This window comes from Pseudomonas sp. P9_35, assembly GCF_034008205.1.
Classification (GTDB): Bacteria; Pseudomonadota; Gammaproteobacteria; order Pseudomonadales; family Pseudomonadaceae; genus Aquipseudomonas; species Aquipseudomonas kilonensis.
Genome location: NZ_CP125373.1, coordinates 738,942 through 753,592 on the forward strand (window position 1 = coordinate 738,942; position 14,651 = coordinate 753,592).

The following is a 14,651-nucleotide window of genomic DNA, read 5'->3' on the forward strand; positions in this document are numbered from 1 at the left end:
GAGGTTTTAACAATGGCTGAACGTCTGAATAACGACTTCCAGTTCATCGATGTCGGGCGCAAGGATCCGAAGAAGAAACTGTTGCGTCAACGCAAGAAAGAGTTCGTGGAAATCTACGAGCCTTTCAAACCCCAGCAGTCGGCCGACCAGGCCCACCGCTGCCTGGGCTGCGGTAACCCGTATTGCGAATGGAAGTGCCCGGTGCACAACTTCATTCCCAACTGGCTGAAACTGGTGGCCGAGGGCAACATCCTCCAGGCCGCCGAGCTGTCCCACCAGACCAACACCCTGCCGGAAGTCTGTGGCCGGGTGTGCCCGCAGGATCGCCTGTGCGAAGGTGCGTGCACCCTCAACGACGGTTTTGGCGCGGTGACCATCGGTTCGGTGGAGAAGTACATCACCGACACCGCGTTCGCCATGGGCTGGCGTCCGGACATGTCCAAGGTCAAGCCGACCGGCAAGCGCGTGGCGATCATTGGTGCCGGCCCGGCGGGCCTGGGCTGTGCCGACGTGCTGGTGCGTGGTGGCGTGACCCCGGTGGTGTTCGACAAGAACCCGGAAATCGGCGGTCTGCTGACCTTCGGCATCCCCGAGTTCAAGCTGGAAAAGACGGTGCTGAGCAATCGTCGCGAAGTCTTCACCGGCATGGGCATCGAGTTCCGCCTGAACACCGAGGTAGGCAAGGACGTGACCATGGAGCAACTGCTCGAAGAATACGATGCGGTATTCATGGGCATGGGCACCTACACCTACATGAAGGGCGGCTTTGCCGGTGAGGACCTGCCAGGCGTCTACGACGCACTCGACTTCCTGATCGCCAACGTCAACCGCAACCTGGGCTTTGAAAAGTCGCCGGAAGATTTCGTCGACATGAAAGGCAAGAAGGTTGTGGTGCTCGGCGGTGGCGACACGGCGATGGACTGCAACCGTACATCGATTCGCCAGGGCGCCAAGTCGGTGACCTGTGCCTACCGTCGTGACGAAGCCAACATGCCCGGTTCGCGCAAAGAGGTGAAGAACGCCAAGGAAGAAGGCGTGAAGTTCCTCTACAACCGCCAGCCGATCGCCATTGTCGGTGAAGACAAGGTCGAGGGCGTGAAAGTGGTCGAGACCCGTCTCGGCGAACCGGACGCCCGCGGTCGTCGCAGCCCCGAGCCGATCCCCGGTTCCGAAGAGATCATCCCGGCCGACGCCGTGGTCATCGCCTTTGGCTTCCGCCCGAGCCCGGCGCCGTGGTTCGAGCAGTTCAGCATCCAGACCGACAGCCAGGGCCGCGTCGTGGCACCGGAACAGGGCCAGTACAAACACCAGACCAGCAACCCGAAGATCTTCGCCGGTGGCGACATGGTCCGCGGTTCCGACCTGGTGGTGACGGCGATCTTCGAAGGCCGCAATGCGGCGGAAGGGATCCTGGATTACCTGCAAGTCTGACCAGGCGACACAACCCCCTGTGGGAGCGAGCTTTGTGGGAGCAAAGCTTGCTCGCGATCCAGACGCCTCGGTCCTCAAGAGACCGCGGTGTTTTCATCGCGGGCAAGCCTTGCTCCCACAAAAAAAGCTCCCACAGGTGTTTTGTGGTGTTGCGAAAGTTGTGCTGCCCCGCGACAAATTGCCCCGATAGATAAAAGGCACGGCTCTTGCCGTGCCTTTTGCGTCGCGCTCTGAGAAAATGCCCGCACTTTTTTTCCGGATGCCGACATGACTGCCCTGAAGAACGACCGTTTCCTTCGCGCCCTGCTCAAGCAACCCGTGGACGTCACCCCCGTATGGATGATGCGCCAGGCCGGTCGCTACCTGCCGGAATACCGTGCCAGCCGCGCCAAGGCCGGTGACTTCATGAGCCTGTGCATGAACCCACAGTTCGCCTGCGAAGTGACGATGCAGCCGCTGGATCGGTATCCGCAGCTGGACGCGGCCATCCTGTTCTCCGACATCCTGACCATTCCCGATGCCATGGGCCAAGGCCTGTACTTCGAGACCGGCGAAGGCCCGCGCTTCAAGAAAGTCATCAGCACCCTGGCCGACATCGAGGCCCTGCCGATTCCCGATCCACAGAAAGACCTGGGCTACGTCATGGACGCGGTCAGCACCATTCGCCGCGAGCTCAATGGTCGTGTGCCGCTGATCGGTTTCTCTGGCAGCCCATGGACCCTGGCCACCTACATGGTCGAAGGCGGCTCGTCGAAGGACTTTCGCAAGACCAAGGCAATGCTCTACGACAACCCGCAGGCCATGCACCTGTTGCTGGACAAACTGGCCCAGTCGGTCACGTCCTACCTCAACGGCCAGATCCTGGCCGGTGCGCAAGCGGTACAGATCTTCGACACCTGGGGCGGCAACCTGTCGGCGGCGGCGTACCAGGAATTCTCCCTGGCCTACATGCGCAAGATCGTCAGCGGCCTGATCCGCGAGCACGAGGGACGCAAAGTCCCGGTGATCCTGTTCACCAAGAACGGCGGCCTGTGGCTGGAAAGCATCGCCGATGTCGGCGCCGACGCCCTGGGCCTGGATTGGACCTGCGACATCGGCAACGCTCGTGAGCGCGTCGGTCACAAGGTCGCCCTGCAAGGCAACATGGACCCGACCGTGCTCTACGCCAAGCCTGAAGCCATTCGTGCTGAAGTTGGGCGCATCCTGGCCAGCTACGGCAGTGGCAGCGGCCATGTGTTCAACCTCGGCCATGGCATCACCCCGGAAGTCGACCCAGAACACGCCGGCGCCTTCCTGCGGGCGGTGCATGAGTTGTCGGCGCAATATCACGTCTGATTGCGGCCCCTGTCACCCAGCCTGTCCGGACCTGTGCCGGACAGGCTTTTTTATGCGCGCTTGTTTAACGATCCGACCTAAAGCAGCCAATTGCTTCTTTTGGGTGTGTTTGTTTGTCTTTGGTTGATAGTTATTTCTGTTCGTAAGATGTTTCTCTAGTTATGTAGGGGAAATCGATTCAGAGATCATTCCTTCTATGTTGAGAGATTTATCCTACATAGGGAGTGTTCGACTTTCTATAAGGTTCCGGTCACTTGCAAGGGTGTGCGCTGAGCGTTCTGGCGCACCTTTCAAGAGGACGGTGATCCCGTCTTTCATTTTGATGACTAGTCTGGAACTTATATGAAGAATAACTTCAACAAGAGCAATCTATTAACGGGGTGTGCGTCCTCATTAGTTCTGCTGTCGGCCATGGCGGCATCCCAAGGCGCGCTTGCCCACGGTTTCGTCGAAGTACCGCCTTCCCGTGCGTTGTTGTGCCAGCAAGGCGTCAACCAAAACTGCGGCGGCGCGCAATACGAGCCACAGAGTACCGGTGAAACCTTCAAGGGTTTCCCTAATGGTGTAGGCGGTGCGCCGCTGCAGGGTCCTATCGACGGCAAAATCGCCAGCGGCGGCATTGCCCGGTTTTCTGCACTTGATGCGCAGTCGGCCACACGCTGGCACCTGACTGAAATCAGGGACCGCAACTTTGCCTTTCAATGGCAATACTCCGCCGCGCACCCTGCGACCAAACACGAATACTTCATTACCCGCGATGGGTGGAATCCAAACGAAGCGCTCAAGCGTGCCTCGTTCGATAGCGCGCCGTTCTGTACGGTGGACGGCGGTAATCAAGTCCCGGTCGGTGGTGCCAAGCACAACTGCGTCATTCCCGACAGCAAGTCGGGCCATCACGTCATCCTGGCGGTCTGGACGGTTGGTGATACCGACAATGCATTCTACGCCCCGGCGGATGTGAACATTCTCGCCGAAGCCGCATTGCCGGGCGGCTGGCAGTCGGTGGGCAGCATTGCGCCATCGACCCCATTGCTGGTGGGTGACAAGGTCAAGGCCCGGGCGTTCTCCGCGACCGGTGAAAGTGCCGAATACAGCGTAGAAATCAGCATCGACAACGCCGAGGAAGGCAAGCCTGAGAACTGGTCGTTCAAACTGGCCGAAGCCATCAACAAGGCCCATACATTGATTCGTGCAGGTGTTCGTGACGAGGAGGGCAATATCACGCCGGTCAATGGCGCCAACAGCCTGTACGCCCAGGACGAAAGCGGCGTGAAGCGCTATGAAGTGCAACTGGACATGAAGGAAGACGCTGGCGCCAGCATGGAGATTTCTTCCCTGCAGCCAGAATACGTACTCGACAAAGGTCGGGTCAGCATGGCCTTCACCGCGCAGACGAACCGCAGGATGAACCTCGAAGCCACGCTGTTCGATGAGAAGAACAAGCAGGTCGGTGTCGTTAGTCAGACCGTGGGTGAAGGCAGCACCGGCCTGAACCTGGACGTGCGCAGCGCCCCAGGCGCCCATACCCTGACGCTGGTGGGGACCACCGAAGACGGCCGCACCACGCGCCAGGACACCCAAGCGGTCACCCTGGCCGGTGAAGGCGCAGGCATCGAGTACGACTTCGTCTTCCCAGAAGGCATCACCGACTACACCGCCGGTACGAAAGTGCTGCAACCCAAGACTGACGAAGTCTTCGAGTGCAAGCCGTTCCCGGCGTCCGGCTTCTGCAAGCAGTACAGCCCGACAGCGAACGGTTTCGAGCCGGGAGTCGGTGCGTCCTGGCAGAGCGCCTGGGACAAGCTGTAAGTCCTGACAGGCATGGCCCCAGGCGATCCGCACGGGTTGCCTGGGGCCTTCATACGAGCGCGTAGTGATGTCTATCAATTACTCCAGGCGACGGGTGCTGCTGCACTGGGTGTCGGCGGCCATTATCTTATGGGCGTTGGTGTCCGGTTTTTATGTGGCGTTCAACCCGGTGTCAGCTTCAACCCAACAGTGGGTCGGCTCACTCAATGTGTCGCTGACCACGCTGTTCATTCCATTTTTCGTGTGGCGGGCCTGCCTGTTTTTCGGCGCGCTGGAAGCCCGTGGAACCGCGTCTTCATTTACACAGTGGCTAGCCCTGGCGGTACACACGCTGATCTACCTGGTCATTGGCATCGTGCTGGTGACTGGTGTGCTGATGATGAAAAACGCCATCAGTATCTTCGGCATTGTTCACATCCCCCAGCCACTGGGCGATCCGGCACTGATCGAACTCGCCAACACTCTCCACACCTTGTCTTGTGCGGGGCTTTCGGTGCTGGTCGCGCTGCATCTGTGCGCTGTGCTCTGGCATGAGTTTTCCGGACGCCGGGTGGTACGGCGAATGTCCTTCGCCAAGCCTGCGGGCACGATCCAGAGCGCACAACGGTGAGCCTGTCTTTTCGGGTCGGCAGCCGTCTGCCGAAGCTGCTGCTGGTGCTCCTGCCGCTGCTGTACGGGATCTTCCTGGCCGGGCAAGAGTGGCGCTTTCGCCAGGCATTGGGCCGTGATGTGCCCGTGCTGACCAACCCACCGGTGGCTCCTGTTCGCGACCTGCCCAACGTCCAAGCCGTGGCCACGGTGCTAGGCCTGGCACCTGAAGGTGCCCACGCCCCGAGCGCCGAACCGATTACGTTGCAAGCCAGCTTTGTCGCCGACCAAGGCTTGTCCCGGGCATTGCTCGCGGACGCTGCCGGCCCGCGCATTTATCAGGTGGGTGAGCGCTTGCCCGGTGGCAGCGTGCTGCGCCGGGTCGAGGCCAGCCATGTGACGTTGTGGCGCAACGGACGTGAAGAACGGTTGGCCCTGCAACACGCGGTCAAGCCCTTGCTACGCCGGTTGGAGCTCGAAGACGGGCGCCATGCCGCGCTGCATTCCTCGCAATACCTACGCCCGGTGGCCGGGCAATCAGAGTGATCGAATTCATGAACAGCTTTATCCGGGGCGGTGTTTCGCGCGTCCTGTTCTGCCTGGCCGTGTCCTGCCCAGTGGCGTTCTCCGGTTCGCTGCAGGCCGAGGAGACCCAATGGCAACTGGCGATGAACAATGCGGAACTGCGCGACGTGGTCGAGGAGTTCTCGGCGATCCTGGGCAAGACCGTGGTGCTTGATCCGCGGGTGTCCGGGCGCATTACGGTGATGTCCCGCCAGGCGCTGGACCGCGAAGGCGTGCGTCGGTTGTTTTATTCGGTACTCGATGCACACAACTTCACTGTGATCGACGAGGGCGAGCGGATCCTGATCACCCCGGTCAGCGAGGCCAAGACGCGCGCTGGAATCACTGATGCGAAGAGCACCACACCGTCGCAGTTCGTCACCCGGGTCATCGATCTGCAATCGAGCATTGCCGCCGACATCGCCGGGCTGGTCCGGCCCTTGGTATCGGCCAATGGTTACGTCGGCCCTTCGGTATCGTCCAACGCGCTGGTGGTCACCGACACGGCTGCCAATGCCCAGCGCATTGCCGACGTGGTTCGGCAGTTGGACTCAGGGCGCAACCGCAATCATGTGGTGGTGCGGTTGCGGCATGCCCAGGCCGGGGATATCGCACCGTTGATGGAAGCCTCCGGTGGCAAGCGCGAGGGCGATATGGCGGGCCTGGTGATCGCCGATGCCCGCAGCAATCGCCTGGTGGTCATCGGCGCACCGGCGGTGCGTCAGCGCTTGGTCGACCTGGCTCGGACCCTCGACGTCCCTGCCGTCGTATCCCAGGACAACGCCCGGGTCATCCGTCTGCGCCATAGCGATGCCAAGCAATTGGCCGAGGTGCTGGAAGGCGTCGGGCAGGATAAAAAAACCACGCCGACCCTGGCCGGCCAGCGGGACATTGCCGCCACCCGCCCGTTCATGATCAAGGCCGATGAAAGCCAGAATGCCCTGGTGCTGATCGCCGATCCGGCCCAGGTCCGCACCATCGAAAACATCGTCCGTGAACTCGATCAACCTCGGGCCCAGGTGCTTATCCACGCGGCCATCGTGGAGGTTTCCGGGGACATTACCGAAGCCTTGGGCGTGCAGTGGGGCCTCGACAGAGGCAGCGCGACCGGGTTCATCAACTTCCCGGGAACCGACATCCCGATCATCGGCAACCTGAACCTCAGCGAACTTGATAAAGGACCGGAAGGCGCGATCCTGCGGCTGGGCGGCGACCGCTTCAGTGCGCTGATCTCGGCGTTGGCGAGCAATACCCACAGCAACCTGCTGTCCACACCCAGCCTGCTGACCCTGGATAACCAGGAGGCGGAAATCATCGTGGGCCAGAACGTCCCGTTCAAGACCGGCTCCTACGCCACCAGCGGTAACGGTGCGGACAATCCGTTCACCACCGTCGAACGCAAGGACGTCGGCATCAGCCTCAAGGTCAAGCCGTACATCAACGATGGCTCGACCTTGCGCCTTGAGGTCGAGCAGGAAGTCTCGGACATCGCGCCGTCGGTCTCCGGTGTGGACTCCTCGGACCTGATCACCAACAAGCGGGCCTTGAAGAGCACGATCCTGGCGGACGATGGCGAGATCATCGTGATCGGCGGCCTGATCCGCGACAGTGTCCGTACCCAGCAAAGCGGTGTGCCGTTGCTGCGCAGTATTCCGTACCTGGGCGCGCTGTTTCGCTGGAACCGCGACACCCAGACCAAAAGCAACCTGATGGTATTCCTGCGCCCGACCATCGTGCGCAGCAACGAAGACCTCGCCGAGGTGAGCCGCCAGCGTTATGACGCGCTCCGGGACCTGAGCAAGCCGGGCTCGCGGAAAAACAATTCGCTGCTGCTGCCGCGGGACGCTCGCCAGTTGTTCGAATCCTCCCCGCAAGCGCCGTCTGCCGACCCGCGCCCACAGCGCTCCGGTGAACTGTGAGCGAGCCGTTGCCCTTTGGTTTCGCCAGGCGCCTGGGCGTGCTGCTGGAAGGCGAGGGGCCGACCTTGAGCCTGGTCATGCGCCGCGATACACCCTTGACCGCCGTGGCCGAAGTGCAACGTCTGTGCGGTCGGGATTTACCTATCCAGGTACTGGAGCCGGCGGCGTTCGCCGCGCGCCTGGCCTGCGTCTATCGCCAGGGCCAGAGCGCCGCCGAACAGGTCGCCCAAGGCCTGGACGAGGAACTGGACCTGCTCAGCCTCGCCGACCAGATGCCGCAGACCACCGACCTGCTGGAGCAGCAGGGCGATGCGCCGATCATCCGGCTGATCAATGCCTTGCTCAGCGAGGCCGTCCGCGAACACGCGTCGGACGTGCACCTGGAAACGTTCGAACAGTACCTGTCGGTGCGCATGCGCATCGACGGTCAGTTGCAGGAAATGCTCCGTCCGCGTCGGGAACTGGCGAGTCTGCTGGTGTCGCGAATCAAGGTCATGGCGCGCCTGGACATCGCCGAGAAACGCGTGCCCCAGGACGGCCGAATGGCCTTGCGCCTGGCCGGGCACGAAGTCGATGTGCGGGTCTCGACGCTGCCTTCGGCCCATGGCGAGCGCGTGGTGCTGCGCCTGCTCGACAAGCAGGCCGGGCGCTTGGAGCTACAGCGCCTGGGCCTGCCCGACGACACCCTGGCCGGCCTGCGCCAGTTGCTTGGCAAGCCCCACGGCATCGTGTTGGTCACCGGGCCCACGGGGTCGGGGAAAACCACCAGCCTGTACGCGGCGTTGAGCAGCATCAACGACCAGAGCCGCAACATCCTCACCGTCGAAGATCCGATCGAATATCACCTGCCGGGCATCGGCCAGATGCCGGTCAACCCGAAAGTCGACATGACCTTCGCCCGTGGTTTGCGGGCCATTTTGCGCCAGGACCCAGACGTGGTGATGGTCGGCGAAATACGTGATCGCGACACCGCCGAAATCGCCGTCCAGGCGTCGCTGACCGGGCACCTGGTGCTCTCGACCCTGCACACCAACACTGCCGTCGGCGCGGTCACGCGGCTGGTGGACATGGGCGTGGATGCCTATCTGCTGGCGTCGTCCCTGGCCGGCGTCGTCGCCCAGCGCTTATTGCGCAGCCTGTGCCCGTCCTGCAAGACGCCTTATGTGGCCGACGCCGCTACGTGTCGGCGTCTGGGCCTCGACGCCGATGCCGCGCCCCGATTGTTCAAGGCCCAGGGCTGCGAGCACTGCCAGAAGGGTTATCGCGGACGCTTCGGCATCTATGAGCTGGTGAATGTCAGCGCCGCCCTGTCGCAGTTGATTCATCAGGGCGCCACCGAGCAGGCGCTGGCCGCCGAGGCGCGCAAGACCTCCCGCAGCCTGTTTCAGGACGGCCGCCAGCGGGTGCTGCAAGGTCTGACCAGCGTCGACGAACTGCTGCGCATCACCCAGGAGGATTAGCACCGTGCCGACCTTCGACTATCGGGCCGAAGACGCCCAGGGCCGCCGCTGCAAGGGTCGTGTGGAAGCCGACAGCCCGCGCCATGCTCGCCAGTTGCTGCGCGAGCGCGGCTTGCTGCCCAGCGAACTGGCTGAAGCCAAGGAACCGCGAACCCTGGGCGGGCGGCATGCCGGAACGCGTTTGAGCCCGGCAGATCTGGCGTTGCTGACATTGCAGCTGTCCACCTTGATCCAGGCCGGCCTGCCCCTCGAAGAGTCCCTGGGAGCGGTGGCGCAACAGAGCCAGAAACGCCGCGTCGCCCACCTGCTGGCGGCGGTGCGCAGCCGGGTGATGGAAGGCCATGCGTTGGCGACGGCACTTAGGGCCTTTCCCCAGGCGTTCCCCGAGCTGTTCTGCGCCACGGTCGCGGCGGGCGAGCAATCCGGGCACCTGGGGCAAGTGTTGGAGCAGCTGGCGAGCTACACCCAGGCGCGCCAGGCCTCGCGCCAGCGTATTCAGCTGGCGTTGGTGTACCCGCTGATCCTGATGCTGGCCTGTGTCGCGATTGTTGGTTTCCTGTTGGGCTACGTGGTACCGGATGTGGTGAAGATTTTCATCGACAGCGGCCAGCCGTTGCCCTGGCTGACCCAGGCGTTGATCGCCGTGAGCGATGGCTTGCGCCGCTATGGCTTGCTGCTGCTCGGTGCGCTGGCCGGGCTGCTCGGGCTGTGGCGTTGGAGCCTGCGCCAACCGGCGTGGCGCCTGCGCTGGCACCGTGTGTTGCTGCGGCTGCCGGTGTTGAGCGAAGTGCTGCGGGCGATGGAGGCGGCCCGATTCGCCAGCACCCTGGCGATCCTGAGCAAAAGCGCCGTGCCTCTAGTGGATGCCTTGCACATCGCCGCGCAGGTGATCGGCAACCTGACGATCCGCGCCCGCATGGCCGACGTCGCCCGTTCGGTCCGCGAAGGCGGGACCCTGACCCGCGGCCTGGAGCAGGGCGGCGATATCCCGCCGCTGATGCTGCACATGATCGCCAGCGGCGAACGGGCCGGCGAGCTCGACAGCATGCTGGCCCGGGCCGCCGAACAACAGGAAGCCAGCCTCGCGGCGCGTATCGCGCTGGTGGTGAGCCTGTTCGAACCGGCCATGTTGGTGTTGATGGGCGGCGTCGTGCTGCTGATCGTCATGGCCATCCTCCTACCGATCCTGAGCCTCAACCAATTGGTGAATTAACCGATGAAATTTCAAAGCAAACGACCTGCACGCCCTCAACGCGGCTTCACCCTGATCGAAATCATGGTGGTGGTGGTCATCATTGGCGTGCTGGGCGCCATCGTGGTGCCGCAGTTCATGAGCCGACCCGATCAAGCCAAGGCTACGGCCGCCCGCACCGATATCCAGGCGATCGCCACGGCCCTGGAAATGTACCGCCTCGACAACTTCCAGTACCCATCGACCCAACAAGGCCTGGAGGCGTTGAGCAAACGCCCGTCCGGTACGCCCGCAGCCAGGAACTGGAACCCCCAGGGATATCTGAAAAGCCTGCCGGTCGATCCCTGGGGTACGCCCTACCAGTACCTCAATCCTGGGCATAAGTCCCTCAACGGTGGCTATGACCTTTATTCGCTGGGCGCCGATGGCGTGTCGGGCGGCGAAGGCATGGCGGCTGACATCGGCAATTGGGCCGAGTGAACATGGGTCGTCATTGCCGGGGCTTCACCTTGCTGGAACTGATGGTTGTCATCGTGCTGATCGGGGTACTGGCGGGCATGGTCAGCTTCGCCACGGGGTCGAGCCCGACACGTGAGGCTCGGCAGCAAGCCCAAGATTTCGTGCGTGTGGTCCAGCAGTTGCGCGAGCGGGCGGTATTGGATGGGCAGGAATACGGTGTGCGCGTGCAGCCTCTTGGTTACCAGGCCTTGCGCCTTGAGGCCCAGGGCTGGACGGCGGTGTCGGCGTTGCATCGATTGCCTGAGGGGCTGACGCTCGGGTTGGAGCAGGACGGTCATGTCCTCAGGCTCGATGATGTTCAAGGTCCACCGCAGTTGCTGATGCTCAGCAGCGACGAGATCAGCCCCTTCAGGCTGCTCATCAAAGTCGCCGGGCAGACGATTTCCCGGGTGTCGAGCGATGGCCTGGCGGAGCCGCTGATCGATGACTGACGCTCGCAGGCCGGCTGCCAGTTGCCGGGGCTTCACGCTGTTGGAAGTCGTGATCGCCCTGGCGATTTTCGCGACGCTGGCGGCGGCCGTGCTCTCGGCCAGTCAGTTCGTGCTCAAGCAAAGCGCCGGGCTCGAGGAGCGTCTGTTCGGCGCCTGGCTGGCGGACAATCAGTTGAACGAACTGCGCCTGCAAGCCGCTACGCCACCAGGGCAACAGCGGCTGAGCCGGCACCTGGATCGTCGCGACTGGCTCTTGCAACAACGTATCGCCCCGGCCGCTGATGGGCGCTTGCTGCAGGTCGAGATTCAGGTCAGCCGTGTCGACAGCGCGACGGTCGTGCACCGCACCACCGGATGGATCCGCAGCCGTGATGAATAAGCAGTCGGGGTTCACCTTGTTGGAGCTGGTCATCGCCATCGGCATTTTTGCCTTGCTCGGCCTGGCCAGTTGGCGGCTGTTCGACGGCGTCGTGCGCACCCAGCAGGGGACCGGTCAGCATGAGCGCGACATCCGGGCCTTGCAGCGTGCCGTCGGTGTGATCGAGCGGGATGTGTGGCAGGCGGTTGCCGGCTCGGTCGTGCTCGCGCCGGGGCGTTTGCAACTGCAGCGCAGCCATTGGCGCAATCCGCTGGACCAGCCGCGCAGCGAACGGCAGACGGTGAGCTATCGACTCGAGGGTGCCGCGTTGTGGCGCGACGGTGTCGGCGAAGGCACGTCCCTTGTGCAGCAGCAGAAGCTGCTCGACGACGTACACGGCCTGAGCTGGCGTGTGTTCGACCCGCAGCGGGGCTGGCACAGCGAAACCGCGGGCGACATTGCGCCGCTGGCGTTGGAGTTGATCGTGTCGGCGGGGCGTTTCGAACAGGTCCGTCGGGTGTTGCTGTTGCCGGGGGCGTTGCCATGAGCCGACAACGCGGTGTGGCGCTGATCAGCGTGCTGCTGGTGCTGAGCCTGGCCTTGCTGCTGGTCGGTGGCCTGTTGCGCAGTCATCGCCTGTTGTTGCACAGCAGTGCGCAGCAACTGCAACAGGTCCAGTTGCGGCAATTGGGATTGGCAGGGGAGGACTGGGCGCGGGTGGTGTTGGAAAACAGTGGGATAACGCCGTCCGGGCCTGTTGACCTGAGCCAGGATTGGGCCCGGCTCGGGCCCGTCTTGGAAGTTGACGGCGCCGAGCTGCACATCGATATCGAGGATTTGTCCGGGCGCCTGAATCTCAACGCGCTGCTGGCCTTGGGTCAAATCGATCAGGTCACCCTCGGCCGCTGGACTCGCTTGCTGGCCTTGCTGGATCTGCCGCCGCTGTCGTTGCCCCAAGTCGGGCCGGTGCAGGAGCTGAGTCAACTGCGTCTGTTGCCGGGCATCGATGGCCAGACACTGCGGCGCCTGGAACCGTGGGTGGTGTTGCTGCCCAAGGACGCGCGGCTGAATATCAATACCGCACCGCTGCTATTGCTGATGACCCTGGACGGCATGGAGGGCGGGCCGGCCAACGTGTTGGTCAACCAGCGTCGCCACGCGCCCTACGCCAGCGTGCAGGCGTTTACCAACGACCCGGTGTTGTCCGGGCTGGGCCTCAACAGCCACGGTCTGGGGGTGGGCAGTCGCTGGTTCCGGATCACCGTGAGTGTGACCCACGCCGACAGTCGTCTACGCCTGGCCTCGGATATCGAACGTGATTCCGTTAGCGGGCGCTGGACTGTTCGTCAGCGTCGTTTCCTACCCTTGAGCACCAGCGAGCTTCCCTGATGAAAACCTGGCTTTACCTGACGGCCGAAGGCCTGGGCGCGCCTTGCGCCAACTGGCCATGCTGCGTGTGGTCGTCCACCGGCGAGCGTCGTCGCCTGCCGTTGCACGAGGCGGCAGGCGACTTGAGCGGACGGCCCGTCGATGTGCTGTTGCCAATGGAAATGTGCAGCTGGTTGCGCAGCGATCCATGGCCCTCTCGACGCCAGCCCCGGCCTCAGGCCCTGGCATTCGCCATCGAAGAACAACTGAGTGAAAACCTGGAGGCGCTGCACATCAGCATCGGCCCGCGCGACCGTCAGCACCGCTATCCGATGATGGTGACGGAGCGGACCCGGTTCCGGGCGCTGCTGGCGTTGCTGGCGGCACAAGGCATTGAGGTGCGTGCGGTGCATGTCGATGCCGATCTGCTTGCCGATGAGCAGGCGTTTGGCGTGCGCTGGTTCGGGCGCTGGCTCTTGGGCGCAGGGCTGTCGGCGCGGATGTCGTTGTCGGCCCGAGGCTTGGCGACGCTCAAGCCTGGCCTGCCCGAAGACATCCACTGGCTGGACGAGGAACGTGATCGCCAGGGCATCGATGAGTGGTTGTTGAGCGCTGGCGGACAGCCCATCGACCTGTTGCAGGGCGAGTTTCGTCGGCGCCGCCAACCGCTGCCATGGCGCGGCGCTTCGGCGGCTGTGCTGGGCGCGTTGGTGCTCACCTGGGCCTTCAGTGAAGCCCGCCTACGTTTTCTTGAAAACGAAACCCGGCTTCTCTATGCCCAAAGCGAACAGCGATTCAGGTCGTTGTATCCCGGGCAGGAGCGGATCGTCGACCTGACGGCGCAGTTCCAGGCATTGCAGAGTCGTCGTGGACAACGTCAGGACACCCAGGTCGCGCGTCTGGCTCGTCTGACCGAGCAGGTCATTGGCGCCAGCAGCGTCGAGGTGCAGCGCATCGATTTTCGTGAAGGCGAGGGTTGGAAGATCCAACTGACGGCCAACAGCTTCGTCGAACTTGAGCAACTGCGTGAGCGCGGGCAGCAGAACGGATTGCCCGTCACCCTGGGCAGCGCGAGCAAACAGAACAATCGCGTGCAGGCCATTCTCACGCTGGAGAACAGTTGATGAACGTCAAGGGATGGCTGGCTTTGAAACAGGCCTGGGGGAGAACATCGCGCCGTGAGCAAGGACTGTTGCTGGGACTTGCCGGGTTGGTGCTGGTGGCGCTGGCCTATACCGCGATTTGGCAACCGACTCGGCAACGGCTGGAGGTTGCTGAACGACAGCATCGCCAACAGGCCGAACTGAGTGCCCGGATCCAGCGCGCCGAACCCACCCGGGAGGCGACTGCCGCCACGCGGCCCTTGTCGGTGCGCGTCAACGAGGATGCGACAGCGGCGGGGTTGGACATAGCGCAAATGGAGGTCGACGGCGATTCGTTGCGACTCGCCGTCAGTGGCGAGGCCAATTCGTTGCTTCGTTGGCTGGATCAACAAGAGCGGGAGGGTGCCGTGCTGCAATCGCTCACTCTGGAAGCTGAGAATGGCTTGCTGGGTGCGCGGGTGGTGTTGCGTCAATGACGGGTTGAAGACGTAGCAATTTTGACCAGGAGTATGAGGTTTTGTGGCGAGGGAGCTTGCTCCCGCTGGGTGGCGCAGCCGCCCCAAAACCAGACGCC

The 14,651-nt window shown here is 63.1% G+C and carries 15 protein-coding genes; all 15 read left to right on the forward strand.

What is annotated here, in order from left to right; genetic code table 11:
- The first annotated feature begins 12 nt into the window (after positions 1 to 12).
- The 15 genes from QMK47_RS03225 (at position 13) to gspM (ending at position 14,553) form a co-directional block, all read left to right on the forward strand.
- Complete coding sequence (locus QMK47_RS03225) at positions 13 to 1,431, forward strand: FAD-dependent oxidoreductase (protein WP_003196992.1); 1,419 nt, start codon at positions 13 to 15, stop codon at positions 1,429 to 1,431.
- A 267-nt stretch (positions 1,432 to 1,698) separates the two neighbouring features.
- The gene (gene hemE / locus QMK47_RS03230; RefSeq protein WP_018603491.1) at positions 1,699 to 2,766 is read left to right on the forward strand and encodes a uroporphyrinogen decarboxylase; all 1,068 of its coding nucleotides are present in this window, start codon (positions 1,699 to 1,701) and stop codon (positions 2,764 to 2,766) included.
- Positions 2,767 to 3,108: 342 nt separating this feature from the next.
- Positions 3,109 to 4,575, forward strand: a complete 1,467-nt coding sequence (gbpA, locus tag QMK47_RS03235; protein WP_258690227.1) for an N-acetylglucosamine-binding protein GbpA — start codon at positions 3,109 to 3,111, stop codon at positions 4,573 to 4,575.
- A gap of 67 nt (positions 4,576 to 4,642) precedes the next feature.
- Positions 4,643 to 5,185, forward strand: a complete 543-nt coding sequence (locus tag QMK47_RS03240) for a cytochrome b (protein ID WP_258690228.1) — start codon at positions 4,643 to 4,645, stop codon at positions 5,183 to 5,185.
- Positions 5,182 to 5,709, forward strand: a complete 528-nt coding sequence (locus tag QMK47_RS03245) for a type II secretion system protein N (RefSeq protein ID WP_253471110.1) — start codon at positions 5,182 to 5,184, stop codon at positions 5,707 to 5,709. The genes QMK47_RS03240 and QMK47_RS03245 overlap by 4 nt, the downstream gene beginning before the upstream one ends.
- Positions 5,710 to 5,717: 8 nt before the next feature.
- A complete protein-coding gene (gene gspD / locus QMK47_RS03250; protein WP_320389795.1) occupies positions 5,718 to 7,646 on the forward strand; it encodes a type II secretion system secretin GspD in 1,929 nt (642 codons plus the stop codon).
- Positions 7,643 to 9,106, forward strand: coding sequence for a type II secretion system ATPase GspE (gspE, locus tag QMK47_RS03255; RefSeq protein ID WP_320389796.1), 1,464 nt, complete (start codon positions 7,643 to 7,645; stop codon positions 9,104 to 9,106). The genes gspD and gspE overlap by 4 nt, the downstream gene beginning before the upstream one ends.
- Positions 9,107 to 9,110: 4 nt before the next feature.
- A complete protein-coding gene (gspF, locus tag QMK47_RS03260; RefSeq protein WP_320389797.1) occupies positions 9,111 to 10,319 on the forward strand; it encodes a type II secretion system inner membrane protein GspF in 1,209 nt (402 codons plus the stop codon).
- Positions 10,320 to 10,322: 3 nt separating this feature from the next.
- Positions 10,323 to 10,778 (forward strand): type II secretion system major pseudopilin GspG, encoded by a 456-nt coding sequence (gene gspG / locus QMK47_RS03265; protein ID WP_320389798.1) that lies wholly within the window; start codon positions 10,323 to 10,325, stop codon positions 10,776 to 10,778.
- 2 nt (positions 10,779 to 10,780) lie between these two features.
- Entirely contained in the window at positions 10,781 to 11,248 is a 468-nt protein-coding gene (gene gspH / locus QMK47_RS03270; protein WP_253471120.1) for a type II secretion system minor pseudopilin GspH, read from the forward strand.
- Positions 11,241 to 11,627, forward strand: coding sequence for a type II secretion system minor pseudopilin GspI (gene gspI, locus QMK47_RS03275; protein ID WP_320389799.1), 387 nt, complete (start codon positions 11,241 to 11,243; stop codon positions 11,625 to 11,627). Before gspH ends, gspI begins: the two co-directional genes overlap by 8 nt.
- The gene (locus QMK47_RS03280; RefSeq protein ID WP_018603471.1) at positions 11,620 to 12,153 is read left to right on the forward strand and encodes a type II secretion system protein GspJ; all 534 of its coding nucleotides are present in this window, start codon (positions 11,620 to 11,622) and stop codon (positions 12,151 to 12,153) included. Before gspI ends, QMK47_RS03280 begins: the two co-directional genes overlap by 8 nt.
- Entirely contained in the window at positions 12,150 to 12,995 is an 846-nt protein-coding gene (locus tag QMK47_RS03285; RefSeq protein ID WP_258690234.1) for a type II secretion system protein GspK, read from the forward strand. The genes QMK47_RS03280 and QMK47_RS03285 overlap by 4 nt, the downstream gene beginning before the upstream one ends.
- Positions 12,995 to 14,098, forward strand: a complete 1,104-nt coding sequence (gene gspL, locus QMK47_RS03290) for a type II secretion system protein GspL (protein WP_320389800.1) — start codon at positions 12,995 to 12,997, stop codon at positions 14,096 to 14,098. The genes QMK47_RS03285 and gspL overlap by 1 nt, the downstream gene beginning before the upstream one ends.
- Positions 14,098 to 14,553, forward strand: a complete 456-nt coding sequence (gene gspM / locus QMK47_RS03295; RefSeq protein WP_320389801.1) for a type II secretion system protein GspM — start codon at positions 14,098 to 14,100, stop codon at positions 14,551 to 14,553. Before gspL ends, gspM begins: the two co-directional genes overlap by 1 nt.
- Positions 14,554 to 14,651 lie beyond the last annotated feature (98 nt).

Bases quoted from the DNA above. Each gene is read 5' to 3' on its own strand.
- QMK47_RS03225 (WP_003196992.1), top strand. From the start codon at position 13: ATGGCTGAACGTCTGAATAACGACTTCCAGTTCATCGATGTCGGGCGC.
- hemE (WP_018603491.1), top strand. From the start codon at position 1,699: ATGACTGCCCTGAAGAACGACCGTTTCCTTCGCGCCCTGCTCAAGCAA.
- gbpA (WP_258690227.1), top strand. From the start codon at position 3,109: ATGAAGAATAACTTCAACAAGAGCAATCTATTAACGGGGTGTGCGTCC.
- QMK47_RS03240 (WP_258690228.1), top strand. From the start codon at position 4,643: ATGTCTATCAATTACTCCAGGCGACGGGTGCTGCTGCACTGGGTGTCG.
- gspD (WP_320389795.1), top strand. From the start codon at position 5,718: ATGAACAGCTTTATCCGGGGCGGTGTTTCGCGCGTCCTGTTCTGCCTG.
- gspG (WP_320389798.1), top strand. From the start codon at position 10,323: ATGAAATTTCAAAGCAAACGACCTGCACGCCCTCAACGCGGCTTCACC.
- gspH (WP_253471120.1), top strand. From the start codon at position 10,781: ATGGGTCGTCATTGCCGGGGCTTCACCTTGCTGGAACTGATGGTTGTC.
- gspI (WP_320389799.1), top strand. From the start codon at position 11,241: ATGACTGACGCTCGCAGGCCGGCTGCCAGTTGCCGGGGCTTCACGCTG.
- QMK47_RS03280 (WP_018603471.1), top strand. From the start codon at position 11,620: ATGAATAAGCAGTCGGGGTTCACCTTGTTGGAGCTGGTCATCGCCATC.
- QMK47_RS03285 (WP_258690234.1), top strand. From the start codon at position 12,150: ATGAGCCGACAACGCGGTGTGGCGCTGATCAGCGTGCTGCTGGTGCTG.
- gspL (WP_320389800.1), top strand. From the start codon at position 12,995: ATGAAAACCTGGCTTTACCTGACGGCCGAAGGCCTGGGCGCGCCTTGC.
- gspM (WP_320389801.1), top strand. From the start codon at position 14,098: ATGAACGTCAAGGGATGGCTGGCTTTGAAACAGGCCTGGGGGAGAACA.